28 protein-coding genes and 1 pseudogene are annotated in these 23,171 nt (G+C 39.5%); 25 read left to right on the forward strand and 4 right to left on the reverse strand.

Annotated elements, in window-relative coordinates; translation table 11 throughout:
- The 10 genes and pseudogenes from Ga0466249_RS16500 to Ga0466249_RS16545 all read left to right on the forward strand — a co-directional run.
- Nucleotides 1–1,720: pseudogene (locus Ga0466249_RS16500) on the forward strand (hypothetical protein); the annotation flags it as partial.
- A gap of 23 nt (nucleotides 1,721–1,743) precedes the next feature.
- Nucleotides 1,744–3,165: a gp53-like domain-containing protein gene (locus tag Ga0466249_RS16505; protein WP_215830585.1), complete on the forward strand. Its 1,422-nt coding sequence runs from the start codon at nucleotides 1,744–1,746 to the stop codon at nucleotides 3,163–3,165.
- 10 nt (nucleotides 3,166–3,175) lie between these two features.
- Nucleotides 3,176–3,706, forward strand: a complete 531-nt coding sequence (locus tag Ga0466249_RS16510) for a hypothetical protein (protein ID WP_215830586.1) — start codon at nucleotides 3,176–3,178, stop codon at nucleotides 3,704–3,706.
- A gap of 33 nt (nucleotides 3,707–3,739) precedes the next feature.
- Nucleotides 3,740–3,997, forward strand: coding sequence for a hypothetical protein (locus Ga0466249_RS16515; protein WP_215830587.1), 258 nt, complete (start codon nucleotides 3,740–3,742; stop codon nucleotides 3,995–3,997).
- Nucleotides 3,994–4,296, forward strand: coding sequence for a hypothetical protein (locus Ga0466249_RS16520; protein WP_215830588.1), 303 nt, complete (start codon nucleotides 3,994–3,996; stop codon nucleotides 4,294–4,296). Before Ga0466249_RS16515 ends, Ga0466249_RS16520 begins: the two co-directional genes overlap by 4 nt.
- Nucleotides 4,297–4,351: 55 nt before the next feature.
- Nucleotides 4,352–4,915, forward strand: a complete 564-nt coding sequence (locus tag Ga0466249_RS16525) for a GH25 family lysozyme (protein ID WP_215830589.1) — start codon at nucleotides 4,352–4,354, stop codon at nucleotides 4,913–4,915.
- A gap of 49 nt (nucleotides 4,916–4,964) precedes the next feature.
- The gene (locus Ga0466249_RS16530; RefSeq protein ID WP_215830590.1) at nucleotides 4,965–5,408 is read left to right on the forward strand and encodes a hypothetical protein; all 444 of its coding nucleotides are present in this window, start codon (nucleotides 4,965–4,967) and stop codon (nucleotides 5,406–5,408) included.
- The gene (locus tag Ga0466249_RS16535; protein WP_215830591.1) at nucleotides 5,408–6,040 is read left to right on the forward strand and encodes a hypothetical protein; all 633 of its coding nucleotides are present in this window, start codon (nucleotides 5,408–5,410) and stop codon (nucleotides 6,038–6,040) included. Before Ga0466249_RS16530 ends, Ga0466249_RS16535 begins: the two co-directional genes overlap by 1 nt.
- Before the next feature lie 22 nt (nucleotides 6,041–6,062).
- Entirely contained in the window at nucleotides 6,063–6,542 is a 480-nt protein-coding gene (locus tag Ga0466249_RS16540; RefSeq protein ID WP_215830592.1) for an RNA polymerase sigma factor, read from the forward strand.
- A gap of 75 nt (nucleotides 6,543–6,617) precedes the next feature.
- Nucleotides 6,618–7,694 carry a LamG domain-containing protein gene (locus Ga0466249_RS16545; protein ID WP_215830593.1) on the forward strand — a complete coding sequence of 359 codons (1,077 nt, stop codon included), beginning with the start codon at nucleotides 6,618–6,620 and terminating at the stop codon, nucleotides 7,692–7,694.
- 391 nt (nucleotides 7,695–8,085) lie between these two features.
- On the opposite strand, the gene Ga0466249_RS16550 is transcribed toward Ga0466249_RS16545, so the two are convergent.
- A complete protein-coding gene (locus tag Ga0466249_RS16550; RefSeq protein WP_215830594.1) occupies nucleotides 8,086–8,847 on the reverse strand; it encodes an FkbM family methyltransferase in 762 nt (253 codons plus the stop codon).
- A 1,279-nt stretch (nucleotides 8,848–10,126) separates the two neighbouring features.
- On the reverse strand, nucleotides 10,127–10,432 hold the full coding sequence (locus Ga0466249_RS16555; protein ID WP_215830595.1) for a hypothetical protein: 306 nt from the start codon (nucleotides 10,430–10,432) through the stop codon (nucleotides 10,127–10,129).
- A gap of 490 nt (nucleotides 10,433–10,922) precedes the next feature.
- Between Ga0466249_RS16555 and Ga0466249_RS27815 the strand changes: the two genes are divergently transcribed.
- The 12 genes from Ga0466249_RS27815 to Ga0466249_RS27820 all read left to right on the forward strand — a co-directional run bounded on the left by Ga0466249_RS27815 (nucleotide 10,923) and on the right by Ga0466249_RS27820 (nucleotide 18,168).
- Nucleotides 10,923–11,177 (forward strand): DUF1016 N-terminal domain-containing protein, encoded by a 255-nt coding sequence (locus tag Ga0466249_RS27815; RefSeq protein ID WP_215830596.1) that lies wholly within the window; start codon nucleotides 10,923–10,925, stop codon nucleotides 11,175–11,177.
- A 280-nt stretch (nucleotides 11,178–11,457) separates the two neighbouring features.
- Nucleotides 11,458–12,048 (forward strand): TetR/AcrR family transcriptional regulator, encoded by a 591-nt coding sequence (locus Ga0466249_RS16565; RefSeq protein WP_215830597.1) that lies wholly within the window; start codon nucleotides 11,458–11,460, stop codon nucleotides 12,046–12,048.
- 88 nt (nucleotides 12,049–12,136) lie between these two features.
- On the forward strand, nucleotides 12,137–13,291 hold the full coding sequence (locus Ga0466249_RS16570; RefSeq protein WP_215830598.1) for an MFS transporter: 1,155 nt from the start codon (nucleotides 12,137–12,139) through the stop codon (nucleotides 13,289–13,291).
- A gap of 228 nt (nucleotides 13,292–13,519) precedes the next feature.
- Nucleotides 13,520–13,915 carry an efflux RND transporter periplasmic adaptor subunit gene (locus Ga0466249_RS28040; protein WP_246588808.1) on the forward strand — a complete coding sequence of 132 codons (396 nt, stop codon included), beginning with the start codon at nucleotides 13,520–13,522 and terminating at the stop codon, nucleotides 13,913–13,915.
- The gene (locus Ga0466249_RS28045) at nucleotides 13,908–14,273 is read left to right on the forward strand and encodes an efflux RND transporter periplasmic adaptor subunit (protein ID WP_246588809.1); all 366 of its coding nucleotides are present in this window, start codon (nucleotides 13,908–13,910) and stop codon (nucleotides 14,271–14,273) included. Before Ga0466249_RS28040 ends, Ga0466249_RS28045 begins: the two co-directional genes overlap by 8 nt.
- Nucleotides 14,254–14,826 carry a 4Fe-4S binding protein gene (locus Ga0466249_RS16580; RefSeq protein ID WP_215830599.1) on the forward strand — a complete coding sequence of 191 codons (573 nt, stop codon included), beginning with the start codon at nucleotides 14,254–14,256 and terminating at the stop codon, nucleotides 14,824–14,826. The genes Ga0466249_RS28045 and Ga0466249_RS16580 overlap by 20 nt, the downstream gene beginning before the upstream one ends.
- A 146-nt stretch (nucleotides 14,827–14,972) precedes the next feature.
- Complete coding sequence (locus tag Ga0466249_RS16585; RefSeq protein WP_246588810.1) at nucleotides 14,973–15,290, forward strand: DUF134 domain-containing protein; 318 nt, start codon at nucleotides 14,973–14,975, stop codon at nucleotides 15,288–15,290.
- Nucleotides 15,291–15,385: 95 nt separating this feature from the next.
- A complete protein-coding gene (locus Ga0466249_RS16590; protein ID WP_215830600.1) occupies nucleotides 15,386–15,577 on the forward strand; it encodes a hypothetical protein in 192 nt (63 codons plus the stop codon).
- A gap of 3 nt (nucleotides 15,578–15,580) precedes the next feature.
- Nucleotides 15,581–16,021: a class I SAM-dependent methyltransferase gene (locus tag Ga0466249_RS16595; protein ID WP_215830685.1), complete on the forward strand. Its 441-nt coding sequence runs from the start codon at nucleotides 15,581–15,583 to the stop codon at nucleotides 16,019–16,021.
- Nucleotides 16,022–16,265: 244 nt separating this feature from the next.
- A complete protein-coding gene (locus tag Ga0466249_RS16600; protein WP_215830601.1) occupies nucleotides 16,266–17,222 on the forward strand; it encodes a DUF5714 domain-containing protein in 957 nt (318 codons plus the stop codon).
- A gap of 34 nt (nucleotides 17,223–17,256) precedes the next feature.
- On the forward strand, nucleotides 17,257–17,694 hold the full coding sequence (locus Ga0466249_RS16605; RefSeq protein ID WP_215830602.1) for a hypothetical protein: 438 nt from the start codon (nucleotides 17,257–17,259) through the stop codon (nucleotides 17,692–17,694).
- 285 nt (nucleotides 17,695–17,979) lie between these two features.
- The gene (locus tag Ga0466249_RS27820) at nucleotides 17,980–18,168 is read left to right on the forward strand and encodes a nucleotidyl transferase family protein (protein ID WP_215830603.1); all 189 of its coding nucleotides are present in this window, start codon (nucleotides 17,980–17,982) and stop codon (nucleotides 18,166–18,168) included.
- A 384-nt stretch (nucleotides 18,169–18,552) separates the two neighbouring features.
- On the opposite strand, the gene Ga0466249_RS16615 is transcribed toward Ga0466249_RS27820, so the two are convergent.
- Nucleotides 18,553–19,485: a LysR family transcriptional regulator gene (locus Ga0466249_RS16615; protein ID WP_215830604.1), complete on the reverse strand. Its 933-nt coding sequence runs from the start codon at nucleotides 19,483–19,485 to the stop codon at nucleotides 18,553–18,555.
- Nucleotides 19,486–19,622: 137 nt separating this feature from the next.
- Between Ga0466249_RS16615 and Ga0466249_RS27570 the strand changes: the two genes are divergently transcribed.
- Nucleotides 19,623–21,242, forward strand: a complete 1,620-nt coding sequence (locus Ga0466249_RS27570; protein WP_312889789.1) for an FAD-dependent oxidoreductase — start codon at nucleotides 19,623–19,625, stop codon at nucleotides 21,240–21,242.
- 61 nt (nucleotides 21,243–21,303) lie between these two features.
- Complete coding sequence (locus Ga0466249_RS26690) at nucleotides 21,304–22,257, forward strand: ferredoxin-like domain-containing protein (RefSeq protein ID WP_246588812.1); 954 nt, start codon at nucleotides 21,304–21,306, stop codon at nucleotides 22,255–22,257.
- A gap of 112 nt (nucleotides 22,258–22,369) precedes the next feature.
- On the opposite strand, the gene Ga0466249_RS16625 is transcribed toward Ga0466249_RS26690, so the two are convergent.
- On the reverse strand, nucleotides 22,370–22,504 hold the full coding sequence (locus tag Ga0466249_RS16625; protein WP_215830686.1) for an IS3 family transposase: 135 nt from the start codon (nucleotides 22,502–22,504) through the stop codon (nucleotides 22,370–22,372).
- 195 nt (nucleotides 22,505–22,699) lie between these two features.
- Here Ga0466249_RS16625 and Ga0466249_RS16630 point away from each other — a divergent pair, with 195 nt between their 5' ends.
- Complete coding sequence (locus tag Ga0466249_RS16630) at nucleotides 22,700–23,155, forward strand: MarR family winged helix-turn-helix transcriptional regulator (protein WP_215830605.1); 456 nt, start codon at nucleotides 22,700–22,702, stop codon at nucleotides 23,153–23,155.
- Nucleotides 23,156–23,171: the final 16 nt, after the last annotated feature.

Genomic DNA, 23,171 nt, shown 5'->3' on the forward strand with positions numbered 1-23,171 from the left:
TGACATTGCAGGTTATGAACTGCGCTATGGCCATGATTGGGATACGGGCACCTATATTGATTTTATCCAGGCGACGTCCTACGAGTGGGAAATCCCCGCGTCAGGTAGCTACAACATTATGGTTCGCGCTAGAACTGTTGCTGGCTACTACTCCAACGTGTCGAATGTTTCTATAGCCACATTCATTGAAGCCTATGACGTAACAGAGTTTACGGGCTCACAGTCTATCAGTGACCGATCAATCGTGCATCTTACATGGAGCAACCCATTAAGTTTAGATATTCAGTACTTTGAGATTCGGCGTGGAGCTAGTTGGGATTCAGGCGTAGTGGTTGGTGACAGAGTACAGGCGACGTTTTTCGATGCTAAAATACCAGATGAAGGCCAACATACCTGGTGGATTAAAGCCGTGACAGTAGCCGGGAAATACAGCTTGTATCCAGCAAGTTTCGGCGCAGAATGGGATTTGAATCCTTCGCCTGTAACAAATATCAAACTTGTACAGGATGAAAATGACAGGTCTTTGATAAACATTACCTGGACTGGAATTAGTGAAATTGATCTGATGTACTATGAAATTCGTTATGGCTGGACGTGGGAAACGGCAACCGTTCTGATACAGACCAGCAACACGAATTATCAATTCAGGCCAGACAATACTTCTGGCAATGTGAAAGTCATGATCAAAGCATTCAACACAGCAAAATATTCTTCAGATGAAGCTTCAGCCAGCTTATATGCAACCTTGGAACCACAGGATGTTCAGAATTTCATCGTTCAGCAAAATGGCGAATATGTGGAGCTGTACTGGGATAGAGCAGTTGATCATGATGTTGTCGGGTTTGAGATTCGGGAAGGCTGGACATTTGAATACGGCCAGCTTATTGCCACCAATGTAACCGGAAATTCACACACTTACAAAGTCGATTTTGACGGGATCTATCACTATTGGATTAAGGCGATTAACCGAAGTAATAAATATTCAATTCACGCCGTTGATCAGCAACTAACCGTTACTGATTTACCACCAAAAAATATTGTCCAGTCATTTGATGAAATTGAAATGAAGTCCGGTACTCACAATAATACGGAGTTTGGCCAGTCCAGTATCAACTGGCAGACCATTGGCGGTCGGTGGAGTGATTATCCTGCACTGGCCTTCGAGGACACTGGTGGTCTTCAAGTGCTGCGTCTAAAGAAAAATGGGGATGGCACCTATCAGCCAAACGGGGTATACAGTTGTGAGCAAATTGACGTAGGCCGGGTAATTACGGCCAATATCAGTATTAAGTTTCTTAGCACTGTAAAGTATCAGGGAGACACTACGGCGGTTTTGCAAATGCGGACAAGCCAAGATAATGTCAATTGGAGTGTTTGGCTTGATTTTTTGCCTTCAAAATTTGTATTTCGGTACATCGAACTTAGGGTGAACTTGGCAACAACGAATACAGCCAAAACGCCTGAAGTTAATAATTTCAATGTCATGATTGATCTACCAGACATTGAAAAAGCCGGAACAGCAACAGTCCCGGTCGGTGGTGTTCGGATTACTTATGATACAGATTTTTATATTATTCCAGTGGTTACGCCGTATGCCATTGGTACAGACGTTCATGCTCAGATAACGAATCGTGATAAATTGGGATTTAATGTTCAAATTTTAAATTACAACAATGTTGATGTAGGCGGGACATTAGATTGGCGGGCAAGAGGGTATTAAATTTGAAAGGATGTGGTGAATAAATGGCTTATGATGCAACAAAGCCGGAGAACGCAGGGTATTTGTCGGGTGCTCCAGATGAACTGCGGACAAATTTTGAAGGGCTAAAGGGTGATCAAATCGTTGATGCCGGGACCGTCAAAGGTTTGACACCAGGCAATGCAAACGGAAATATCCCAGTATCGAACGGTGTGGAAAATGTAAATTTAAACGCTGGAATGGTCAACGGCAAAACAGCCGCTGATTTTGCACCTAAGGCGCATGCCCATGATGCGGCTACGTCGTCAAGTGACGGTTTTGAAACAGCAGCCGAACACAATAAATTGGCTGGTATTGCCGAAGGTGCAGAAGTCAACCAAAATGCATTTAGTAGCGTAAAAGTCGGTGACACAACCATTCAAGCGGACAGTAAAACAGACACCTTGGAAATTGCTTCGGGTGCAAATATTGCCTTTATACCTGATGTGGTTAATGATCGCGTGACAATTGCTGTGACTGGGAAGGTAGGGAGTGCAGCGCAGGCGGATAGTGCAGGCTATGCAAGCTCTGCTGGTTCTGCTCCTGCAAATGGTGGATATGCTGCTGGTTGTACTGCTGAATATATAAGTGGTGGAAGTCAAATACCAAGTTATTATGGTAGTAACAAGTTAAGACTCTCGATGCTGATGACAACATGGGGGTGGGCTGATTGCTTGTGGATGAGTGGTTATGGTGGTGATGATGTAAAACTTAGTAATCAACTGGTCTTTAGTAAATATGGTGTTCGTGCTGGGTTTAGATTACAGAATTACGATAGTAATACTTGGGGAACGTTGTATGAATTCATCCATAGTGGCAATATCGGCAATCAATCTGTAAACTATGCAACTACTGCCGGTTCAGCCCCTGCTAATGGCGGTAATGCAGATACAGCCCGAGGTGCTACTGCAAATATATTTAGTGTGAAAGGAACTACTGCCAATCCTCCTAGCTACCGGTTCGATATGTCGGACGTTGTCGCTAATGATTTTTACATGAGTAGCGATGGTACTGTTAGGTTAGTAGATTATACTCACGCCGTATATAGACCGTTCAGGGCTGCTGAAATCTACTCGAATGATAAACAAGTCGCTACGGTAGACCAAGTAACTTCAATTGTCGCGTCTGGTTCAGGCACAAATTATTATTGGCGCAAATGGTCAAACGGAGATATTGAGCAATTTGTCTATATTCCTGCAGCAAATGTGGGGGGAGGTAATGCAAATACTTACAACATTACTTTTCCGCTAAAATTTCCTAACAAGGTTATTGCTGTACTGGCTAGTATAGCAAATGTAGGCAATCAATCAGGACAGATGACATCTAACGCTTACAATTGGTCATTGTCTGGTTTTGTTTTCGAAATGTATAATCCGCAAGGCAATGTTAATACTGCTGGTGGCGTTTGCCATGCTATAGGCAATTAAGGAGGTAACCATGAATTATTATTTACATTATGATGCGACGGGCTTAATCATTGGCGCACCTTATTGTGATGCTGTCCACGGCAAAGAGATTCTGGTTTATAACACCGAGCCAATTATTACGCAGACACCAGAGTTTGATGACAAAGGCGATCCGGTCATTGATTCCGAGGGGAAGCAAGTCACGAAGACAGTTACACAGGCTGCTGGGACAGTCCAGACTGGCACAACGATTGACCTGTCCGCTATTCCTACGCCTTATATTGAAATTACTGAGGCCGAGCACGACGATTGGATGCAGCATCAGGCAACACGTAAAGTTGATGTGACCACGAAAAAGCTGGTTGAGTATACGCCGCCAGGGCCGACAACACAGCAGCAATACGCCGCCATTAACGCCGAGTATTCTGCGAAGCAAGCCGCCTTACGAGATGCGGCAATAGATGCACAGCTAAACGGTAAATCTTTAGATAGCATTGTAGCAGCTCGAACAAAACTGTCAGCAGAATGGAAAGAAAAATTGTCAGCAGTACAAGGCGCGTAGGCGTCTATTTTTTATGCTAGAGGAGGGCGAGGCGTGGAGATAAATTTAGGCAATTTAGTTCAACTGATTACGATTGCCGTGTTTGTTGGTGGCGGAATCAATCTAATTGTTATAAAGCCTCTTGGCAGTGCCATTACAGCATTAAAAGAAACAATTATAGATTTGAAAAATGCTATTGAAAAAACAGAAGAAGCCAGGCAGGACATGGATAAACGGCTTGTAAGGGTGGAGGAAAGTACGAAATCGGCCCATCATCGAATTGATGGGTTGGAAGAAGGGATGAAACATTGAAAAACAAATTCATACGTTTTTGCAACTGGGCGCAGGCTAATTGGCTTGCGCTTGTTATATTTCTTACGATTATTTGGATGATGTTTTTATGCATTGTTGGGTTTTCGTGGTTGTACGGTTTTTGGAGCAACGGTCTACGCGGAACAAAGTTTGATTTGGCAAGTTGTTGGCAAGGTATTGGTGCTATCATGTTGGGCTTTGGTTCAATTCTAGGCTTGGCAAAGGCTGGGTGGACTGTTTACCAGACCGATAGCGAACATAATTCAAAATTAGGCGAAAAGCCAAATAACAATAAGTGAACCAGCAGAATAACATAACTAAAAAGGATAATTACAAAAGGAGTTGGTTCGAATAATGAAAGGTATTGACGTATCAGAAAACAACGGCACAGTAGATTGGCAGGCCGTGAAGGATGCAGGGATTGAGTTTGCAATGATTCGCTGCTCATATGGATTACATTCAACTGACGGGAATTTCGTGGAGAATGTTGCCGGAGCAAGGGCGGTTGGCTTGAAGGTTGGTGCATATCATTACAGCTATGCTTTAACCCCGGATGAAGCGATTCAAGAAGCAGCTAACTGTCGAGAAGCAATTGACAGTGCAGGTGTAGGACTTGACTTGCCCGTATTTTTTGATATGGAAGATGCAGACCAGTATAAGGCCAATCATGGTTTTTCTTTCAGTACAGAAGATACCACGGCTATTTGTAAGGCGTTTATAGATAATCTAGGACTGAATTGTGGCGTGTATGCGTCTTATTCCTGGCTTATGGATTATATTGATTGGCAAAACCTTGGGTGTGCTGTGTGGAATGCTCAATATAATTCTACTGACGATTTTATGGGCTATATGTGGCAGTATACCGACAGCCTTAATATTAATGGACAGAATTTTGACGGTAATATTTTATACGACTAAAAAGGCGGCTCAAGCGAGTCGCCTAAAATTTTTATTGGAGGAATGACAAATGTTATACACAAATGAACAACTTGCTGCCATGACAGCAGAACAACTGAAAGCGGCTATTCTAGAATTACAGACGGCGGGTGCGGTCATAGTTACTGATATGACTCAGGCTGTAGTCGAACCTGTAGTGGCACCTGAAACGCCTGTACAAACTGATATTGAAGGCATGAAAGCGGTTATAGTTCAGTTTGAAGAATCAGGGGCTGAAGTGTTTCCTGATGCGCTGGCTTCGATGAAACAAAAATTAGCTGATGCGGAAGATGAGGTAAAGGCTGCTGCAAAAGAAGTGAAGGATGAAGTTCGAAATTTAGAGGAAGAAAAAATCACCTTCGCTGAAAACTTCAGGGCTAAACATGGCGTTTCGTGGCAAGTTGCTTTAGTTTGTGGGGCATTTATTATCTGGCAGGTAGGTGCTGCTGTTGTACGTGCCTTGGGGGTGTTGTAATGAAATACATCACTTCATTATGGAATTTTATAAAATCTCACTGGCAGATCATATGTAAAATCATTTTGGTCTGCCTTTTGATTTTCCTTGTTTATCGTGGGTTCCTAGCTGTTAAACAGGACTACGAAAATTTTAAAGATGAGATCCGCTCAAAAACGGCGCAGACCAATACGATTGTTCAGCAGCCGACGATTATCCAAGCGCAAGGCACAGACACGACGACAACTAAACTACAGTATGTTGATAAGCCAGTTTTAGTTTATACAGACCCAACGACTGGCCAGACTGTTGAAAAAGTAGATCCCACGGATGTGAGGCTAACTGCTGATCCGGCAAAGGTGAATGTGTCTGTTAATGGTAAGCCATATACTTTTGATTTGCTACAGGGTGAGTCTCAGAAGCTTGAAAAGGGGCAGGTAACACTAGACCAGAATAGCACAATCAGCTTTAAAATGGATGTGCAGCCAACGATTATAGATAACACGGCATCCGGTGGGATTGACATTTATGCTGGCAATAAGGATATTGGTATCGGAATCCGGCATGACCGTATTGGCGTAGACGTTGGCAGAAATTATAAAGATAATGAAATGGAATATCGCCTCCGGTGGGAAGCGATAAAGTTTAAGTAATTAACGTTATGGGAGGGACACGTTGGAGATTCTGGACTTTGCACCACTTGTAAAAAAATATACTTGGAATAAAGCAGATGATGAAAAAGCCGAAGCATGGTTGGCAGTTGTTGAAGCATTTGCAACATATGATTCAAACAAAGGGGTGCGATTGCCGGGATACGTTGAAAGCCGTGTCAAATATGCCGTATGGAATATGATTAGAAAGAAACAACGATATGTTAATCATGAAAATATTGAAAGCTGTTTTGAATCACCAGCTCATATAGATGTAGCCGAAGTCGTAGAGCTAAAATTATTACGGCAAAGACCTTGTAAGGCACTAGCCAATCTTTCAACTAAACAGCGACAAGCGATAATAAAAACGATAGTTTTAGGATACAGCCTGACGGAGTATGCCCACGAATTAGGGGTTACACCGCAGGATGTATTTAATTTGCGAAAATGTGGTCTAGCTCGTTTAAAAAATCAGCTTGAAAGAATGTATATATGTGAAAGCTGATATACAGGATACACGCAACTAAAATAAGAGATCCTTGGTTATGTCGATTTCAAAAAAATTTGGAGGTAATATTTTATGTATGAAGTTGATCAATACACCGTATCGTTATTACATTTTGATGATGGTTTGAAGGATGAGTGTGGGAATCAGTGGAGTTTTAAAAATTATACTGGCGCAGGTAGTAATAATAGTGAACAGAAAAAGATTGGAACGGGTTCGTTATATTTAGATGGAGCAATATTACAATGTCCCAATACTAATTTAGTAGAGTTTGGGGTAGGAGATTTCACTATTGATTTTTGGGTATACACTGAACAATCATCGGATGATTGGTTATTCGGGAGGTCTTGGCATCTTGATAATTTCCTTGGGATTATGCTAGGTAGTGATAATCACGTAAAGGTTTATTCTTATCTCGATAACAATAGCACAGGAGCGCTTCCTAATTCTCCATACATGAATTCTACGGCAATTTTATCTTTAAATAATTGGCATCATATCGCATTAGTACGATATAATAATGTCTTTAATTTATTTATTGATGGTAAATTGGATAGTCAGAAACAGTCTAATGCAAATTTGACAAGTACAGATACACAGCCAATAGCTATTGGGGGCTATACACATGAAGATGTAGTGACGGTAAAAAAAGTTTATTTTGATGAATTCCGCATTAGCAAAATTGCTCGTTGGACTTCAGATTTTACACCTCCGGCCGAAAGCAGAACTGCATTATTGCGTATTACTATGAGCGATTCTAGCGAGCGGGAATACGAAGTAAACACCGATGAATTCAATAACTTCCTTGCATGGTTTAATCGCACTATTGGTACTGGAACCAACTACTATTCGTTTGACAAAACAGTTGGTACGCAAAGTAGTACAGAATATCTGGCCTTTGACAAAATTATTAGCTTTAAAACGATGAATGTTAACAACCAAGTAGTCTTGAAAATAATCATGAGTGATTCCAGCGAACGCGAGTATAAGGTTTCTTCGGCAGATGATTTTGTGAACTGGCATAACCGGACTGTTGCATCTTGCGATACAAGCACTACACATTATGAGTTTACCGATGGGGTGGACGGAAGTACAGAGTATCTGTCTTTCGATAAAATCATCAGCTTTGAAGTTATGCCGCTTACGAAGTAACTGATGATGCCAGGTTGACGGTGCCATTTTAATGACGCAGCTCCTATCTCAGCCGATTGTTGAGATAGGAGCTTTTTTTTATTTTACACGAAAGCAAGGGTTTAAAGTAGGGACAAGTCTAATTTTTGTCACAAATCTTGTCCCTACTTTAAACCCTTATATTATCTATATTTATATACTATATAGGACAAGAGGACAAGTATTATATTATATATAGAATATGTAGTATATAGTTAACAATATATGTGAACTATTATATAAAGTTCACATTTTATGTGATATACATACCTACTTTTTATACTCTATAGGAAACATTGTCCATTTCTGTTTTACAGGCATTATAAAAATCAGCTACTACTGACTATGAATAAAACCATTTATTGTAAAAAAATTATGATTTAATATGCGCGGTAAATATTGCTAAACTACAATCTACTCCTTTATCAACACCGATGTGAAAATCTTTTTCTAAAAGATTAAGTAGTTCCCAATTCTTATAATTATGTAATTCGCCGATAATCCATTTTGTTTTTGACAATATTTGCGGAGGAATGGCTGCTAAAATATCGTATTCCGCCCCTTCTGTATCAATTTTTATAATATCAATATTATCTATTTCGTTTTCCGCTATAAATTCAGCTACGCTTTTCACTTGAATGTCTGTGTGGCACCCTGATTTATTGGGGGTAAGTAAGCTAAAACTACCTTTACAATCCTCTTCAGGAGAATGGTAGATTGAAGTTTGATAACTCTTATTTCCAAGTGCAACATTATAAGGGTTAACTTTAGGATACCCCGCAACATTTTTTTCTAAAAGTTTAAAATTATTAGGCATAGGTTCAAAAGTGTATATGTTGGCATCAGGATATAGATTAGCAAAAAATACAGAAGCGGTGCCAATATTTCCACCTATATCAAGAATTGTTTTTACGTTGTTGTCCTTAATAAAATATTCAGAACGGTGTTGCGGTTTAATTAGAATTGTGTCGATTACATCAGTATCAGATGTTCCAGTTCGATAATAAAAAGGGTGCCCCTTCCAGACAAAACTATGAATTTCTGATGGTTTTTTATTATAATTAGTAGCAAAATCAAATGATTTTGAGCGCAGCAAATATTTAGTGCTTTTTTCCACTCCGTGCAATAATCGCATAACACATATCTCCTTTTAATTTTATTAAGCTACACTATCAAAGATAAATTTATTAATATAATGACGTTATAGCTCAAACTATATAATTAATAAATGCTTAATACATTATATAACTACACTACCACGAGCAACCATTATATTCCTGCAAAAATTGTAAATTATTGCAACAAAGGGTCTCCAATTATTTTAATGAGGGGGGGCGGGCTCTGAATGTAATTTTAGTAGTAAAATCGTTATCTTGTTGATTAACAAGGAATTGTCCTAACGAGTAGCAAAATAAGTATAATACGAAAATTGATATTCTAAGGAAAATAATATGGACAGTTTTGGTATTTGTGGTTGTAGTTATCCCTTTCTTGTTTCAATTTTAAATAATAGGCTATGCTTCTATGATGCGTAAAGAAGTTTACGTTTGTCAATATTGTGGTTATAAATTTACTAAATTATTGAAACCAAGCGGTTGTCCTCTTTTGTAAATGCAATGCCGACAACAAAAGTCATTACTTCTCTATCCCTTTTATTGTTGGCATTGCCCACCTGTTGCCCACGGTGAGGAAGTATTTATATATTTTTGCAAATAACCATAGGTAATAATAAATAAAATTGTTTCCACAAAAACTGCTGATTTTACTACATTGTAGGTAATTATAAATAATGATAAACTATTAAAAATAAAAAATGTTCGACTTACGTTTCACGTCGAGAGTATTGCGTTGCTACGGCGAAAAATATCCGAAAATCCTTGATTTCCAGTACTTTCAGCCACATTTTCGCTTTAAGAAAAATAAGGATGGAGAGCTCAAAAAAGTGATTGAAGAGTTCATAAAAGTGGAAGTACGGTTACATCTGGTGTGAGTGGATACGTTAAATTCTACTAGAAGCCCCAATTGTTATTATTCAAGAGGTTACCGATAATTAACTATATGATATTATCCCTGTCATATTATCAAGATTTTTTCTATTTGACTGCTTATATCTATGGTTTAGCCGGGGGTCTATTATGGCCTCTGGCTGCATTTTAATGTGATGGGGAAGTAGGTATTTAGAACTTTATCCGCTAAAACAAAAATATTTTCTTAAAGTTATGAAAACGGATATTGAAAATGTAAAAGAATATTTAATACTTAAGATTAACATATGCGTACTAAGAAATTATTACAAAAGAAAATGATATTCTATGTGTCAGTATTGTTAATGTGGAAAGCCGGGGCGATGCCCGGCTTATGAAGGAAAAAATGCAGGAAATTTTGGCGCTTGTTGATAACATGAATAACTGATTTTATCTTCGGATAGCCTCCCACATGAGGGACTGCGTCATCAAACTGATGCCGTCGGCGAAGCCTTGGTGGTAGTAGATATCTTCGGCGAAAAATTCCAGTTCGAAACAGTAGTCTTCCAATTGATGGACTTTTCTAATTTGTGCTGGGGTTAATTCAGCGGCTAATTCCTGTTGTAATTGTTTTAGCTTTTGATGGGTAGCATAATAATCGCCGGAGACACTATCGAGATCCCGTAGATTTTCTTCACTATGCATGACTTCAAGGTCCCGTATGGCCGTTTCGAAAACGTGCATCCCTTTACTCATGATGATTCCTCCTGTAAATTTTTTTCAGAAGGAAATGAAAAAGCGCATGACAGGTCTCTTTGACCTACACATGCGCTTGCTTTATCATTAGCATATACATAAACAAGCATCTGCGGAACACATTGCTTTCCGCTATTGCCTGTTACTTGTTATGCAAATTTGCATACAGCCGCGAAGTTTTGTCCGAACGAATTTGGATGACCGAACATACCGTCGCTTGAATCAAGGGCGGCTGCACGGTATAATAATAAGTATCGTCGTGGACAGGTAACTGTTACGTGTAGGTGCTTTAACCACCTGCTCGTGCCTGAGAGTGTTGGTAGCACTTTCAGGATACGGCGACTTTTTAATTCCATCTATTTTTATTATACTCTTTAGCCAGAAATTGCAAGGAATAAGTCTACAAGATTTGAGTTTGACTTGAATCATGACGGGTTTATCGTCATGGGCACTTGGCATCATACGCGCATACACATTGATTGCAAAGTTCATGAATCTCCAAATCCAACGAAAACTGGAATTTCCAACAGCAAAGGGCCATTCTGTTCGTAATTTAAAATATATGGCGAAGCTTGCAGTTGCTTTTCCAGATATTTTAATTGTGCAAGAGGTACTTGCACAATTGCCATGGTATCAAAATATTGCTTTTTTGGACCAAAATAAAAGATTGGGACATTCATATATAGTATGCGAGAAAAACTATCGAAAATGGCTGGTCACGAAATGTTTATCAAATCGAGAGTAAGCTTTATGCGAGACTATTTTGAATGGGGGAAATCTGTAACGGACTATTGTATTTAAAAAATAGTTATCTTCTCTTTTGGTGCCTAATTTGTAAACTTGATGACTCCAAAGCAAGCCGGCGACAGTGCTGAATCTATGGGAGTATTTCAATAAAGTCGATGTAGCCGGAACTTGAAAAGGCGGAATAACTATTTTTAACCAGTTGAAACGGAATATCTTGACAACTGTATCATATCTGTGCTATATTGAACGCAAGTTCAATATTGGGGTGTAAGGAAGCTATGGCACAGGTCTTGAAAGAAGAAATAGAAAAAAATATATACCGGGCAGCGATTGATGAGTTTTATATAATGGGCTATCAGTCCGCTACCCTGAGAAATATTGCCCAGGAAGCAGACATACCTGTAGGGCTTATTTATACCTATTACAAGAATAAAGCAGCGTTGTTCGCTGCCGTTGTCAACCCTACTTATCTTTCTTTTCAAAAAATATTGTCTACAGCAAGTTCACAAGAGAGCAATCCTGGATATGACAAGTTTTTCCAAGAAGAGCTACCCTTTATTTTTAGTATGCTAAAAAACAACCGCAAACCCTTTATCATTCTAATCGATAAAAGCAAAGGTACCGTATATGAAAATGCCAGAGAAGAACTTATCCGGCTTACGCAGATTCATATACAGACGCAATTACAGAAAAAGCTAATCCACAGTGAAAAAAAAATGGACGATTTCTTTTTTCACATATTGGCCAATAATTTTATGGAAGGCCTGTTCGAAATAGCCAGACATTATAAGGATGAAAAATGGGCGGACCATATTATGAAACTCTTTATGCAGCAATACTTTTACGGAATAAATTCTGTAATTGTGTAAATTTTTTTTTTTTTTTTGAACAATATTGAACATTAGTTCAGTATTATAATAGTTTATTTTAATATAACAAAAAGGAGTCTGTTACTGTATGTTTAAAATTTCTCTTCTCTCTATTTCCCTTCTCACTATCATGGCTGGAGCCGCAGTGGCTCCGGGACTAGGAGAAATCGCTCAGGCGTTTCCAGGTGAAAGTCAAACTATGATTAAATTGATTCTCTCTGTACCACCGCTATTTATTGTCCCATTTTCCATTCTGTCAGGGATATTAAGTTCACGTATAAGCAAAAAAAAGTTATTGCTAGCCGGTCTGGTTGTATATATTATCGGCGGATTTGGTGCTGCTTTTACTGACTCGCTTATTCCGTTGCTCGTTTTCCGTGCAGTACTGGGCGCAGGAACCGGTATCATTTTACCGCTGTCAACCGGGCTGATTGCCGATTTTTATCAGGGTGGCGAACGAATGAAAATGCTGGGCTATTCCTTTTCGGCCAATAACCTGGGAGCCATTATCGGCAATCTTGGAGCAGGAATGCTTGCCTTGATCAACTGGCATTACGTTTTTTATGTCTATTTAATTGCCATTCTTGTATTGGTGCTTGTCGCACTATTTATCAAAGGTATTCCATCTCCGGAAAAGCAAGCTGAAGCACACAATAAAACCGCTCTTCCTGGTCCGGTTTACGGCTGGGCATTTGCAGCGTTTCTGTTTATGCTGGCTTTTTATGCAATTGTTACCAACCTTTCCTTGCTCATTTATAGTAGAAACATCGGTGACTCCAGTTTCGCTGGCATTCTCTTCGCCATCAATGCCGTAAGCATGTTTGCAGGAGGATTTAGTCTTAAGGCGGCGAGCCAGTATTTGAATCGCTTGCTTCCCTGCTGTATGTTGCTGATGATGGCTGTGGGTTACAGCGGTCTGGGCGTATGTTACTCCCAAACAATACTCATTTTATCAATTATTATTGCCGGTTTCGGAAGTGGTTGGGCCTATCCGTTCATTATCAATAAGGCATCTGCCTATGCACCTATGGGAAAGAATATTGCCGTTATGGCGGTTGTGTCTAGTGCTGCTTTTTTAGGACAATTTGCTTCGCCGCTAATTTTAGATACTCTGCACAATGTATCCGGTGGAACCGTTACTACCATCTTCTTTACGCTGGCCGGTTGTATGGGATTGTTAGCTGTTATCAGCCTGTCGGGTACGTTTTCCAAAAGTTTGCCTAATCAGCGGGAGGAACAATAGCAATGTGTGCGATGATCATTCAAGGCATACCTGTCGTGGCTGATCCGGCGTTACCACGAAGTAAAATAAAACAGCTCGTTGGCGAGCTTATCCAAACCTGGAAATGGGAAGGCAAAGAATTGGGTAAAATTGAATTGATTCGTAATGGGCAGTTGATTCACGTCGTTTCTTATGAAAAACCCGTGGTTCAATTCGTCAATCTACGAAATCGCATAGGGAGATCTAAAAATGCGACAGTTAAAATGTCTAAGCAAACTGCCAAAAAAGCAAATAGTTTACGGTTTGGCAACCGTGTTAAGTATCTGTATCATCGGCGGCATGGTATGGAAAGGACATCATCAGCCCCAACCGGTTGCAGGTGAAGTTGATTTAGTCCGGACAACCACAGTCAAAATGGAAAACGCCGCACAGGAATACACCTATTCAGGCGAGGTCCGGGGACGCTACGAAAGTCAGCTTGCTTTTCAGGTCAGCGGAAAAATTATCAAGCGCCATGTTGATCTGGGTAGTGTGGTGAAGGCTGGTGACGTCCTTATGGAGATTGATCCAAAAGATCTTAACCAAGCGGTAAATTCAAATGCTGCTCAGGTATATTCCGCTCAGTCCCAGTTAAAAATTGGCTGAAAACAACCTGAACCGCTACAGTCAGTTATATGACCAAAATGCAATCAGCCGGGCCCAGCTTGACCAGTATCAAAGTGCCTATGATTCGGCTGTCGCTGCCGTGCAGCAAACATCTGCCCAATATGTTCAGGGAGCCAACCAGCTAGCTTACAGCACATTGTATGCCAATAGCGCGGGCGTCATTTTCGCCGTCAACGCCGAAGCCGGGCAGGTTGTCAGTGCCGGGCAGGCCGTCCTCACCCTAGTGGAGGATGGTGACCGGGAAATCGAGATCAGTGTTCCTGAAAATCGCATCGAAGAACTGCGCCACCGTATTAACGCTCCTGGTCCTACCGACTATGTACGCGGCATGGTTTAAAGTAACCCCGGACTCTCGTACAGTGGCCCCGGTTTTGCTGGCCCCCTTTAAAGGCCGCTACTGGTGTGGAAACTTCTGCCCTCGTGGCAGTTTTTATGATAATGTTATTGCTAAAATATCGCCCAAGAAACCAATACCGATGCTTTTCCGCAGTAAGAGTTTTCGGATATTGATGGTTTTCTTTGTTATCGGAGTTTTTACGGTACAGATGTATTATGCTTGGGGCAAATTCTCTGCCATAGGAGCAGTATTTGTCCGGATAATTCTAATAACAACAGTCGGAGGGATTGTTTTAGGAGTAATGTATCATCAACGTACTTGGTGTTCCTTTTGCCCAATGGGAACTTTGGCAAGCTGGTTTAGTATTAGAAAAAAGCCCATGCCTTTACAAGTAGAAAAATCCTGTATTGACTGCAAACTGTGTACAACGGCATGTCCGCTTCAATTATCTCCTTATACAGCAAAAGAAACTATAGAGGGATTTACTAATAGTGATTGTCTAAAATGTAGTCGTTGTGTAGATAAATGCCCTAAAAAGGCTTTGTCTTTTTAGTATTCTAGGATAGGTCAATTATCACTAGGGCGTATTATAAAAAGATTGTAGTGGAAAACATATTGATTATATAGTTTTTATTGTAATTTCATATCTGTTGGTATATACTACAAATGGGCATATGCCCATTTGTAGTAGGTGGCTAAATGCCGAGACGACGTTGTCAGTTTACTCCCCTAGATGCAAATGAAGAAAGGGTAGTAACCTTATTAGTTGAAGAATTAGAAACTATAAGGTTAAAGAACTTGACCGGAATGGATCAGGCTGCGTGTGCGGCGACCACGGGTGTATCGCGGGCAACCTTTCAAAGAATACTCAATGCGGCTAGACAAAAGATTACTTTTGCTCTAGTTGAGGGGTACACTATTATAATACAAGGAGGAACGTATATGGTTAAAAATCGCAAGTTCGAATGTCAAGATTGTGGACATATTTGGGAAGTTGAGCCTTGTAGAAGGCGGTAAGCATGTGTATGAAATTGCTTGCCCGAAGTGTGGTAGCATGAAGAAAATAAAAATAGGTGAAGATGGTCAAAAACATGTTTGTGGTGGCAATCACCATGGACACGGTGGTGGCTGCTGCGGTCACTAATCCATACTTGGCTGAAGGGGAGGTCGTTATGCATCATAAATTTGATGTAAAATCATTTGCAAAACTAGATAATCCGGAACGTAGAAAATCATTGCCGGCGGATGAGATTTTGCATAAGTTTGACTTAGAAAATGGCGATGTCGTTGCTGATGTCGGCTGAGGAATTGGTTATTTTACTTTTCCGGCAAGTTCTGTCGTAGGTTTAACAGGCAAAGTGTTGGCGATGGATATATCGGATGAAATGATAGAGCAAGTTCGTAAGAGAGCAAAGTTATGCGGAGTACCCAATATTGAAACGATCAAAATTGATGAGCAAGATTTTGGCCTCCCCGATGGCTCAGTTGATGTTGAAATTGTTTTTTTTGTTTTGCATGAAGCACAGAATGCAAAACAATTTATTTTTGAACTGAACAGGATCTTAAAGCCGGGCGGAAAGCTGGCGTTAATTGATTGGGAAAAGCGGGAAATGCCTCAAGGGCCACCCGTTGCGCATCGACTAGACAGGCAGGAAGTAATTTCATTGCTCGCTCAAGCCAGTTTTATTGTAAAAGCTATTGATGTCGGAGAAGATTTTTATGGCCTATTGGCTAGAAAATCGGTCTAAGTAGGGCGAAATGGAACTGCATCCACCTAAATATTAGATTTATTGGGCTAATATTTGAGGTGGATGCAGTTTTTATAATGATCCCATAAAATTCTATTTTTTTGGAAGTTATCTGATTAAAAAGTTTACAAGGGAGTATTACACAGGGCGGTTAGTTTAGAACATGTTGGCAATAGTATCAAAAAATAAAAGAGTGTGTGGATAGTGTCAAATCAGATAATTAACTAATGTGTAGGTGAAGTTAATGGATCATAATAGCTGTTGTTCAAATGCAGATCACATTTCCGGCTGCATGGTATGCGGACGAGAGTTATATTATATCTCTGAAATGTTTGTCAGGGCCAATTGCTTTTACTGCGGAAAAGAAAAAAGCACTAATGTCTTTTGTTGTGAAGGTCATTATGTATGCGATGAATGCCATAGAAAAGATGTATTGGAGCTTGTAGAGCAAATTTGCATTGACTCCGATTTAACCGATCCAGTCGAGCTGGCATTATGTATTTTTGATTTGAAGAAGCTGCATATGCACGGACCGGAATATCACAGTATTGTACCAGCCGTTTTGGTGTCCGCCTATGGGAATAGTATAAACAAAAAAGATATTCCTGCTATCAAAGAGGCCATAGCGCGGGGGAAGGCGATATTCGGCGGAATATGCGGCACCCATGGAACATGCGGGGCTTGCATCGGTGTGGGGATTGCGTATTCGGTGCTTAAAAAGGTCACCCCATACTCAAAAGAGGAGCGGGGTGAAGCCAACCTGATGACCGCACACGCACTGATGGCTATTAGCAAGCTTGGCGGACCGAGATGCTGCAAACGAGAATCCATGATTGCCATTGAGATTGCTAAACAAAAATTTGGATTTTTTGACGAATCCAACGAGAGTAGATACGAATGTTCTCAGTTTGTTAACAATGATATGTGTATACATAGTGATTGTCCGTTCTATCCAAGAAGTAAAAGGGAGGATGAGATGTATAAGGAACTTGAATTTACGGAAGAACAGAAAGGGTACGGCTTGGTTTTTACCAATCCCCTATCAGGCATCAGAGGCTTGACCGGCATATTCGACACTTATGAAGAAGCTGACCGGACTGGGAGGCAATGGAGCAAACGGGGTGATGCAATCAGGCCGGAAGTGGCGCCATGGGACAGAGCGACTTATGATAAGTATGACTGGGTGTTTAAACGAAAGTAAGCGGCGTATTCAATACTGTAGAGGAGATGAAGTTATGAGCAAAGACATCCCGTTTCAGTTGAAACAAGAGTTTGATAAGTTTTGCCAGGAAATTTTAGGTAAATTAGCGCAAGATACGGCAGATTATGATACGTTGATTACTTTATGGCGGCAGGAACTACATAACGCATACCTGGAGAGCACTGCCAAGATGCTGGAGCAGTGGGCTGAGGCTTATGGACAGTCCGATAATCTAGATAGAATTGAGGCTGATGATATTACTGTAGAAGTAAGCGACCATAAAACAGGCAAAGTTTTCAGGCGGAGCCTTCCGGTAAAATATATCGAAACCGCTAATGGTGTGATATTACATGGGGAAACACTGGCGGGTCAGCCTTCTACTATCGCACTGCTGTCTGATTTTGCCTGTGCCAAAATCAGTGATGTTACCGGTCGGGGCGCGGATTCGCCGCGGGATCATGAGCATGAATAAGAACCAGTGGATAGTGATGCAGTGAGGAACATGGAGGAATGTAAGGATGACGTGGGGCAGTATTGAGGAACAGGTAATAGTTCTGACGTGCACTAGACAGGTTGAAGCGGTTCGTAAGCTTGGAGCCTTTTGCCCTGACTTTTGATGCTCAGGTGGATTATACAGTGGTGTTATACCAGGATGATGTCATGATTGCACCGGTTCATTAGCTAAAGAGTCGCTCAGAAATTTTGCGGTGGATGAAAGCCTCCCTGGAGAAGGACTTTCATCCAGGATTATAACACATTGGAAGAAATGCCGCGTGTTAGCGTTGACGATGAATATATAAGCGCTTCTAAAGCAAGGGAATTCATTCGCCAAGTTAACTGGGAAGGGTTACGTTCTTTAGTGCCGGATACTACCTATCAATATTTGATTTCGTCGGAAGCTGTCCAGATTATCGCGAACATAAAGAAAAGCCAGTCAAGACATTAAAATAACGCAAAGATATGGCTTAATCCCTAAAAAAGAGGTGTAGCAAAAATAGGATGAAAATTCTATTTTTGCTACACCTCTTAGCTCATTAATTAAAACAGGGCCAATTTATGTGAAGACGCAAGCCTGCGGATTTGCTGTAAGACCATATGAGCTGGTTTTAAGCAGCCGCTATTTAGCGGTACGACTAAGCATATAAAGTACTCAGACCCGTGTCGTATCTTAGTTTAAATAGGCCGTACATAAGGAAGTGAAAGCAATCCTGCTTATTGATTTCCAAAATGAAATTCCCCGTACAAACTAATGGCATTCACGTAGGTGCGCGCATACCACTAGCTTGCACGGGGATGTTGCTTATCAAGGAGCAATGCGCTCCTGTGTTTTTTAGATACTACCGTTATTTACTAGAGTTCCGGTTGAAATATTTTTTAAAATATCGGCATTGTTATATTCCTTAACGATTTCAATTAACGTTTTCATGCCTTCGGTTATATATTTATTCTTATAATAGACGATGTTAAAAGATCTGTCCCAAGCATTTTCCTTGCTTTTTATAACGTATAGTTGCCCGCTTTTTATCTCCTCTTTTACTAGCCTTATTGATATTGCTGCAAGACAATTATGCTCTAATACGATATTTTTTATTACAACCGGACAGGTTACTTCCCAATTTATTTTCAATTTTATATCGCTTTTTAGCATATAATTCTCAAATAATTCTCTCGTGCCACTTCCTTCTTCGCGCATTACAAAAGCTTCGTTTTCTAGCTCTTTTATCGAGATTTGTTTACGTCCCGCAAAATGGTGCTTTTTACTGCATACAATAACAAGATAATCTTTTACAGCAGGCATATTTACTAAATCGTGGCTTTTTACCTGCCCTTCCACAATACCGATATCTAGTTCGGCCTTCAAAAGTTTATCTTCGATGGATTTTGTATTATTCATATATGAATATGTATCCACCTGAGGTATTCGTTCTTTAAAATGATTTATAATAGACGGCAGCATGCAAGATCCTACAGTTATTGTTGTCCCAATACGTATTTTTTCTGAATGGCCTGCAGTAAACATATATTCATTTAATTCGTCAAATTGCTTTACCGCTATTTTCGCATAGATAAGTAGATTTTTTCCAGCTTCAGTTATGTACAGCTTTTTTGATATTCGCTCGAATAACAATACTCCATAATATTTTTCTAATTCTTTGATTGCCTGACTCACTGTCGGTTGTGTAATAAAATATTTTGCAGCAGCAGCACTCATCTTACCGGTTTCTACTACAGCAATAAATATTTTGAGATGTCTGATTGTCATTTTTTCTCCTTTAGTCGCTAATAGGTTTTACCTATGACTATCATAAAATAATATCATTTTAATTATTAAATAACAAGTGTTATATTGTTGTTATGGATATTTAAACGTCATATTGTTTAAAGAAAGGATGTGGTAATGTGAAAATTTTAGTTATTGGTGGGGTTGCAGCCGGGACAAAAGCTGCAGCAAAGTTAAAACGCGAAAATAGAGCTGATGAGGTTACTATTATTACAAAGAGCAAGGATATTTCTTATGCAGGCTGTGGACTTCCTTATTATATAGGCAATTTAATTAGAAGCCGGGAGCAGTTGATTGTCAATACGCCAGCTAACTTTTCGGGTCTTACAGGTGTTAAGATATTAACAGAAACAGAAGTTACTAATATTAACCGCAGTGATAAAACAGTACAAGCAATAGATCTTAATACAGATCAAGTTTCAATTTTTAGCTATGACAAGCTTATTATTGCAACAGGTGCGGAACCAGTAAAACCACCTATTGATGGCATTGATTTAAAAGGTGTGTTTTTTATGCGTACACCTGATGATGCAGTTGCCTTGAAATCGGCAGTAGAAGGAGAAGTAAAACGAGCCATTGTTGTTGGCGGTGGCTTTATTGGTTTGGAAGTTGCAGAAAACCTGATCCGTCAAAATGTGAAAGTTTCTGTCCTTGATATGGCAGAGCATATTTTACCTGGATTTGACCCCGAAATTGCAGAATATGTGGAAAACCATCTTGCTAATAAGGGTATCATGACTTTTACAAATACGAAATTAGAGGCCATTTTGGGTACAGATAAGGTTGAAAAAGTGAAAACGGGAAAACGTGCCATGAAAGCAGATGCTGTTATTCTTTCTCTTGGTATCCGGACTAATACGGCTTTCCTTAAGGATACTGGTATTGAATTAATGCCAAATCATACGATTAAGGTCAATAGCTATCTCCAAACGAATGATGAAGATATTTATGCAATTGGTGATTGCGCCTGTGTTACAAATCGTATTACGAATGTTCCGGCATGGTCGCCAATGGGGTCTTCGGCTAATACCGAGGGGCGAATTACAGCCAAAAATATCAACAATAAGAGCGTTACTTATTCCGGGGTACTTGGTACAGGTATTGCAAAATTCCCCGAATTAAACGTAGGCAGAACAGGTTTAACAGAAGCAGATGCGGTGAAAAATGGATATGATGTTGTAAGCGTTATTGCTGTAGTGGATGACAAGGCTCATTATTATCCAGAAGCTTCTAACTTTATTGTAAAAATGATTGCAGATAAAAGTAGTAAAAAATTCTTAGGAATACAAGTTCTAGGCGAAGGTGCTGTAGATAAAATGATAGACATTGCTGTAACAGCACTTACTATGGGAGCTACCCTAGAAGATTTAGAAAATATGGATTTCGCATATGCTCCGCCATTTTCTACTGCGATTCACCCATTCTCTCATACCATAAATGTATTATTAAATAAAATAAATGGTGAATTTGAAACAATTACTCCTACAGCTTATAAAAACGGTGAAGTTTCTGAGTATAAGATTATTGACGCTTCTATACAACCTTCTATTGAAGGCGCAACTTATATTGATTTATCAAAGGTAAATGGAGAAATTCCCGAATTTAAGAAGGATGATAAATTGTTGCTGATCTGTTCAAAAGGGAAACGGGCTTATTTATTGCAAAATCGTTTAAAATATTTTGGTTATACCAATACGTTAGTTCTAGAAGGCGGAACATTATTTAATGAAATTAATTAAAAATTCGCATATTAGCTCTAAGATTTTATGGCGTTTAATAAGACTATAGGGGGATATAAGAATGGCTACATTAACAATTAGTGCTGCAGATGAAAAGCGAGTAAAGGCACTTGGCTTTCTAAGCAACAGGGGGACGGACAATTTTTCAGCAAGAGTTATTACCGTAAATGGCGCGATTACTGTTGCTCAAACAAAATGTATAGCAGAAGCTGCTGAATTATTTGGAAACGGTATTATTACTTTTACCACGAGACTTACGGTGGAATGCCAAGGTATTCCTTATGAGAAAATCGAGGATTTCCGAGCATATATTGCCCAAGAAGGGCTTGTTACAGGTGGTACAGGTTCTAAAGTGCGGCCAGTCGTTTCGTGTAAAGGCAGCACCTGTCAATATGGTCTTATTGATGCCTCTGCTTTATCAAAAGAAATTCACGAAAGGTTTTACAACGGATATGCTGATGTAAAATTACCACATAAATTTAAAATTGCAGTAGGTGGTTGTCCGAATAATTGTGTAAAACCTGACTTAAATGATTTAGGTATTATAGGTCAAATGATTCCTATTTTTAATGAAGAGAATTGCAATGGTTGTAAAAAGTGTTCCATTGCGGAAAAGTGTCCTGTAAATGCCGCAAGTGTTGTAGACAGCATTTTGGAAATTAACCCTGATATATGTAATAATTGTGGACTTTGTGTTGGAAAGTGCAATTTTGATGCTATTGAAGACGGAAAACAGGGCTATAAGATATACATTGGTGGACGATGGGGGAAACGAGTAGCTCATGGCCAATCTTTGGACAAAATTTTTACAAATAAAGAAGAAGCTCTGTCAGTAATTGAAAAGGTTATTCTCGTGTACAGAGAACAAGGTAAAACTGGAGAACGCTTTGCGCAAACTATTGATAGACTTGGTTTTGAAAATGTTGAAGATCAAATATTATCAGATGAAATATTAGTAAGAAAGCAAGAAATTTTAGATGCTAAGCTTCATTTGACAGGTGGAGCTACCTGCTGATTAGCAGAGGCTTGTGGAAGTCGTCAATTTGTCTAGGAATGTCATGGTTGATAGCGAATTAATAGCAGCCTACAAATCAAATTAGCGGATTTTATGAATGGCTATTTTCAAATTAAGCAAGGGAAAAGTAACCCAAAGAAGATTTGATTTGGTTTGTGTTATAGTAAGTTTCAATATATTTAAAAATTTCTTGCTGAGCTTGTTCAGGATTCGAAAATTTGGCACCGTGAATAAGCTCTCTTTTTATTGTTCGAGAATGACTACTTCAATAACCTAAAAAGTAAGTTGTTAGTTGTTTAACTTATAGCATATATATTTATCACAGCCGCTTTTTGTAATGGCAACAATAAAAGGTGCTGTGAAAAGACAAGAAGGATATTGACAGGTTCAGGTTTAGCTGCTAAACTGAAGATAACAAAGTTATCTTCAAAGGATTAAAACAATGATATTTGATTTTATCAGCCAATTAACAAGAATCTCCAATAAGATGAATGAACTGGAAAAAGTGCCGGTAGATTTCGGTACGGATGAATTGTTATATCCCTCGGAGATTCATACTATTCAGGCCGTCGGGAATAAACATGATACTGTAACTGAACTTAGTATTTGTTTCGGTATTACCAAAGGAGCCGTCTCTCAAGTCATTTCCAAACTTTGTAAACGAGGGTATGTAAGTAGAGAAAGAAACGAAGCATATAGCAAGGAAATCATCTTGCATCTGACGGAAAAGGGACAAAAGGCATACCAAAACCACGAAGAGCTTCATAAGATTATGGATAGTGAATTGGTGAATCTCATGGAAGGCTTTCCCGATCAATGGTTTGAGTACTTTTGCAATGTACTCACTAAAATTGAGCAGCACGTGGACAAATATCTGGAGTTAAATAAGAAAACATAAGATATTTTTTGCTATA

This window comes from Pelorhabdus rhamnosifermentans (genome assembly GCF_018835585.1).
In the GTDB taxonomy this organism is placed as follows: domain Bacteria; phylum Bacillota; class Negativicutes; order UMGS1260; family UMGS1260; genus Pelorhabdus; species Pelorhabdus rhamnosifermentans.

Excerpts from the sequence above, each read along its gene's own strand:
- Ga0466249_RS16505 (WP_215830585.1), top strand. The coding sequence starts at position 1,744 with ATGGCTTATGATGCAACAAAGCCGGAGAACGCAGGGTATTTGTCGGGT.
- Ga0466249_RS16510 (WP_215830586.1), top strand. The coding sequence starts at position 3,176 with ATGAATTATTATTTACATTATGATGCGACGGGCTTAATCATTGGCGCA.
- Ga0466249_RS16525 (WP_215830589.1), top strand. The coding sequence starts at position 4,352 with ATGAAAGGTATTGACGTATCAGAAAACAACGGCACAGTAGATTGGCAG.
- Ga0466249_RS16530 (WP_215830590.1), top strand. The coding sequence starts at position 4,965 with ATGTTATACACAAATGAACAACTTGCTGCCATGACAGCAGAACAACTG.
- Ga0466249_RS16535 (WP_215830591.1), top strand. The coding sequence starts at position 5,408 with ATGAAATACATCACTTCATTATGGAATTTTATAAAATCTCACTGGCAG.
- Ga0466249_RS16545 (WP_215830593.1), top strand. The coding sequence starts at position 6,618 with ATGTATGAAGTTGATCAATACACCGTATCGTTATTACATTTTGATGAT.
- Ga0466249_RS16550 (WP_215830594.1), bottom strand. The coding sequence starts at position 8,847 with ATGCGATTATTGCACGGAGTGGAAAAAAGCACTAAATATTTGCTGCGC.
- Ga0466249_RS16555 (WP_215830595.1), bottom strand. The coding sequence starts at position 10,432 with ATGAGTAAAGGGATGCACGTTTTCGAAACGGCCATACGGGACCTTGAA.
- Ga0466249_RS27815 (WP_215830596.1), top strand. The coding sequence starts at position 10,923 with ATGAATCTCCAAATCCAACGAAAACTGGAATTTCCAACAGCAAAGGGC.
- Ga0466249_RS16565 (WP_215830597.1), top strand. The coding sequence starts at position 11,458 with ATGGCACAGGTCTTGAAAGAAGAAATAGAAAAAAATATATACCGGGCA.
- Ga0466249_RS16570 (WP_215830598.1), top strand. The coding sequence starts at position 12,137 with ATGTTTAAAATTTCTCTTCTCTCTATTTCCCTTCTCACTATCATGGCT.
- Ga0466249_RS28040 (WP_246588808.1), top strand. The coding sequence starts at position 13,520 with ATGCGACAGTTAAAATGTCTAAGCAAACTGCCAAAAAAGCAAATAGTT.
- Ga0466249_RS16580 (WP_215830599.1), top strand. The coding sequence starts at position 14,254 with ATGTACGCGGCATGGTTTAAAGTAACCCCGGACTCTCGTACAGTGGCC.
- Ga0466249_RS16585 (WP_246588810.1), top strand. The coding sequence starts at position 14,973 with ATGCCGAGACGACGTTGTCAGTTTACTCCCCTAGATGCAAATGAAGAA.
- Ga0466249_RS16590 (WP_215830600.1), top strand. The coding sequence starts at position 15,386 with ATGGACACGGTGGTGGCTGCTGCGGTCACTAATCCATACTTGGCTGAA.
- Ga0466249_RS16600 (WP_215830601.1), top strand. The coding sequence starts at position 16,266 with ATGGATCATAATAGCTGTTGTTCAAATGCAGATCACATTTCCGGCTGC.
- Ga0466249_RS16605 (WP_215830602.1), top strand. The coding sequence starts at position 17,257 with ATGAGCAAAGACATCCCGTTTCAGTTGAAACAAGAGTTTGATAAGTTT.
- Ga0466249_RS16615 (WP_215830604.1), bottom strand. The coding sequence starts at position 19,485 with ATGACAATCAGACATCTCAAAATATTTATTGCTGTAGTAGAAACCGGT.
- Ga0466249_RS26690 (WP_246588812.1), top strand. The coding sequence starts at position 21,304 with ATGGCTACATTAACAATTAGTGCTGCAGATGAAAAGCGAGTAAAGGCA.
- Ga0466249_RS16630 (WP_215830605.1), top strand. The coding sequence starts at position 22,700 with ATGATATTTGATTTTATCAGCCAATTAACAAGAATCTCCAATAAGATG.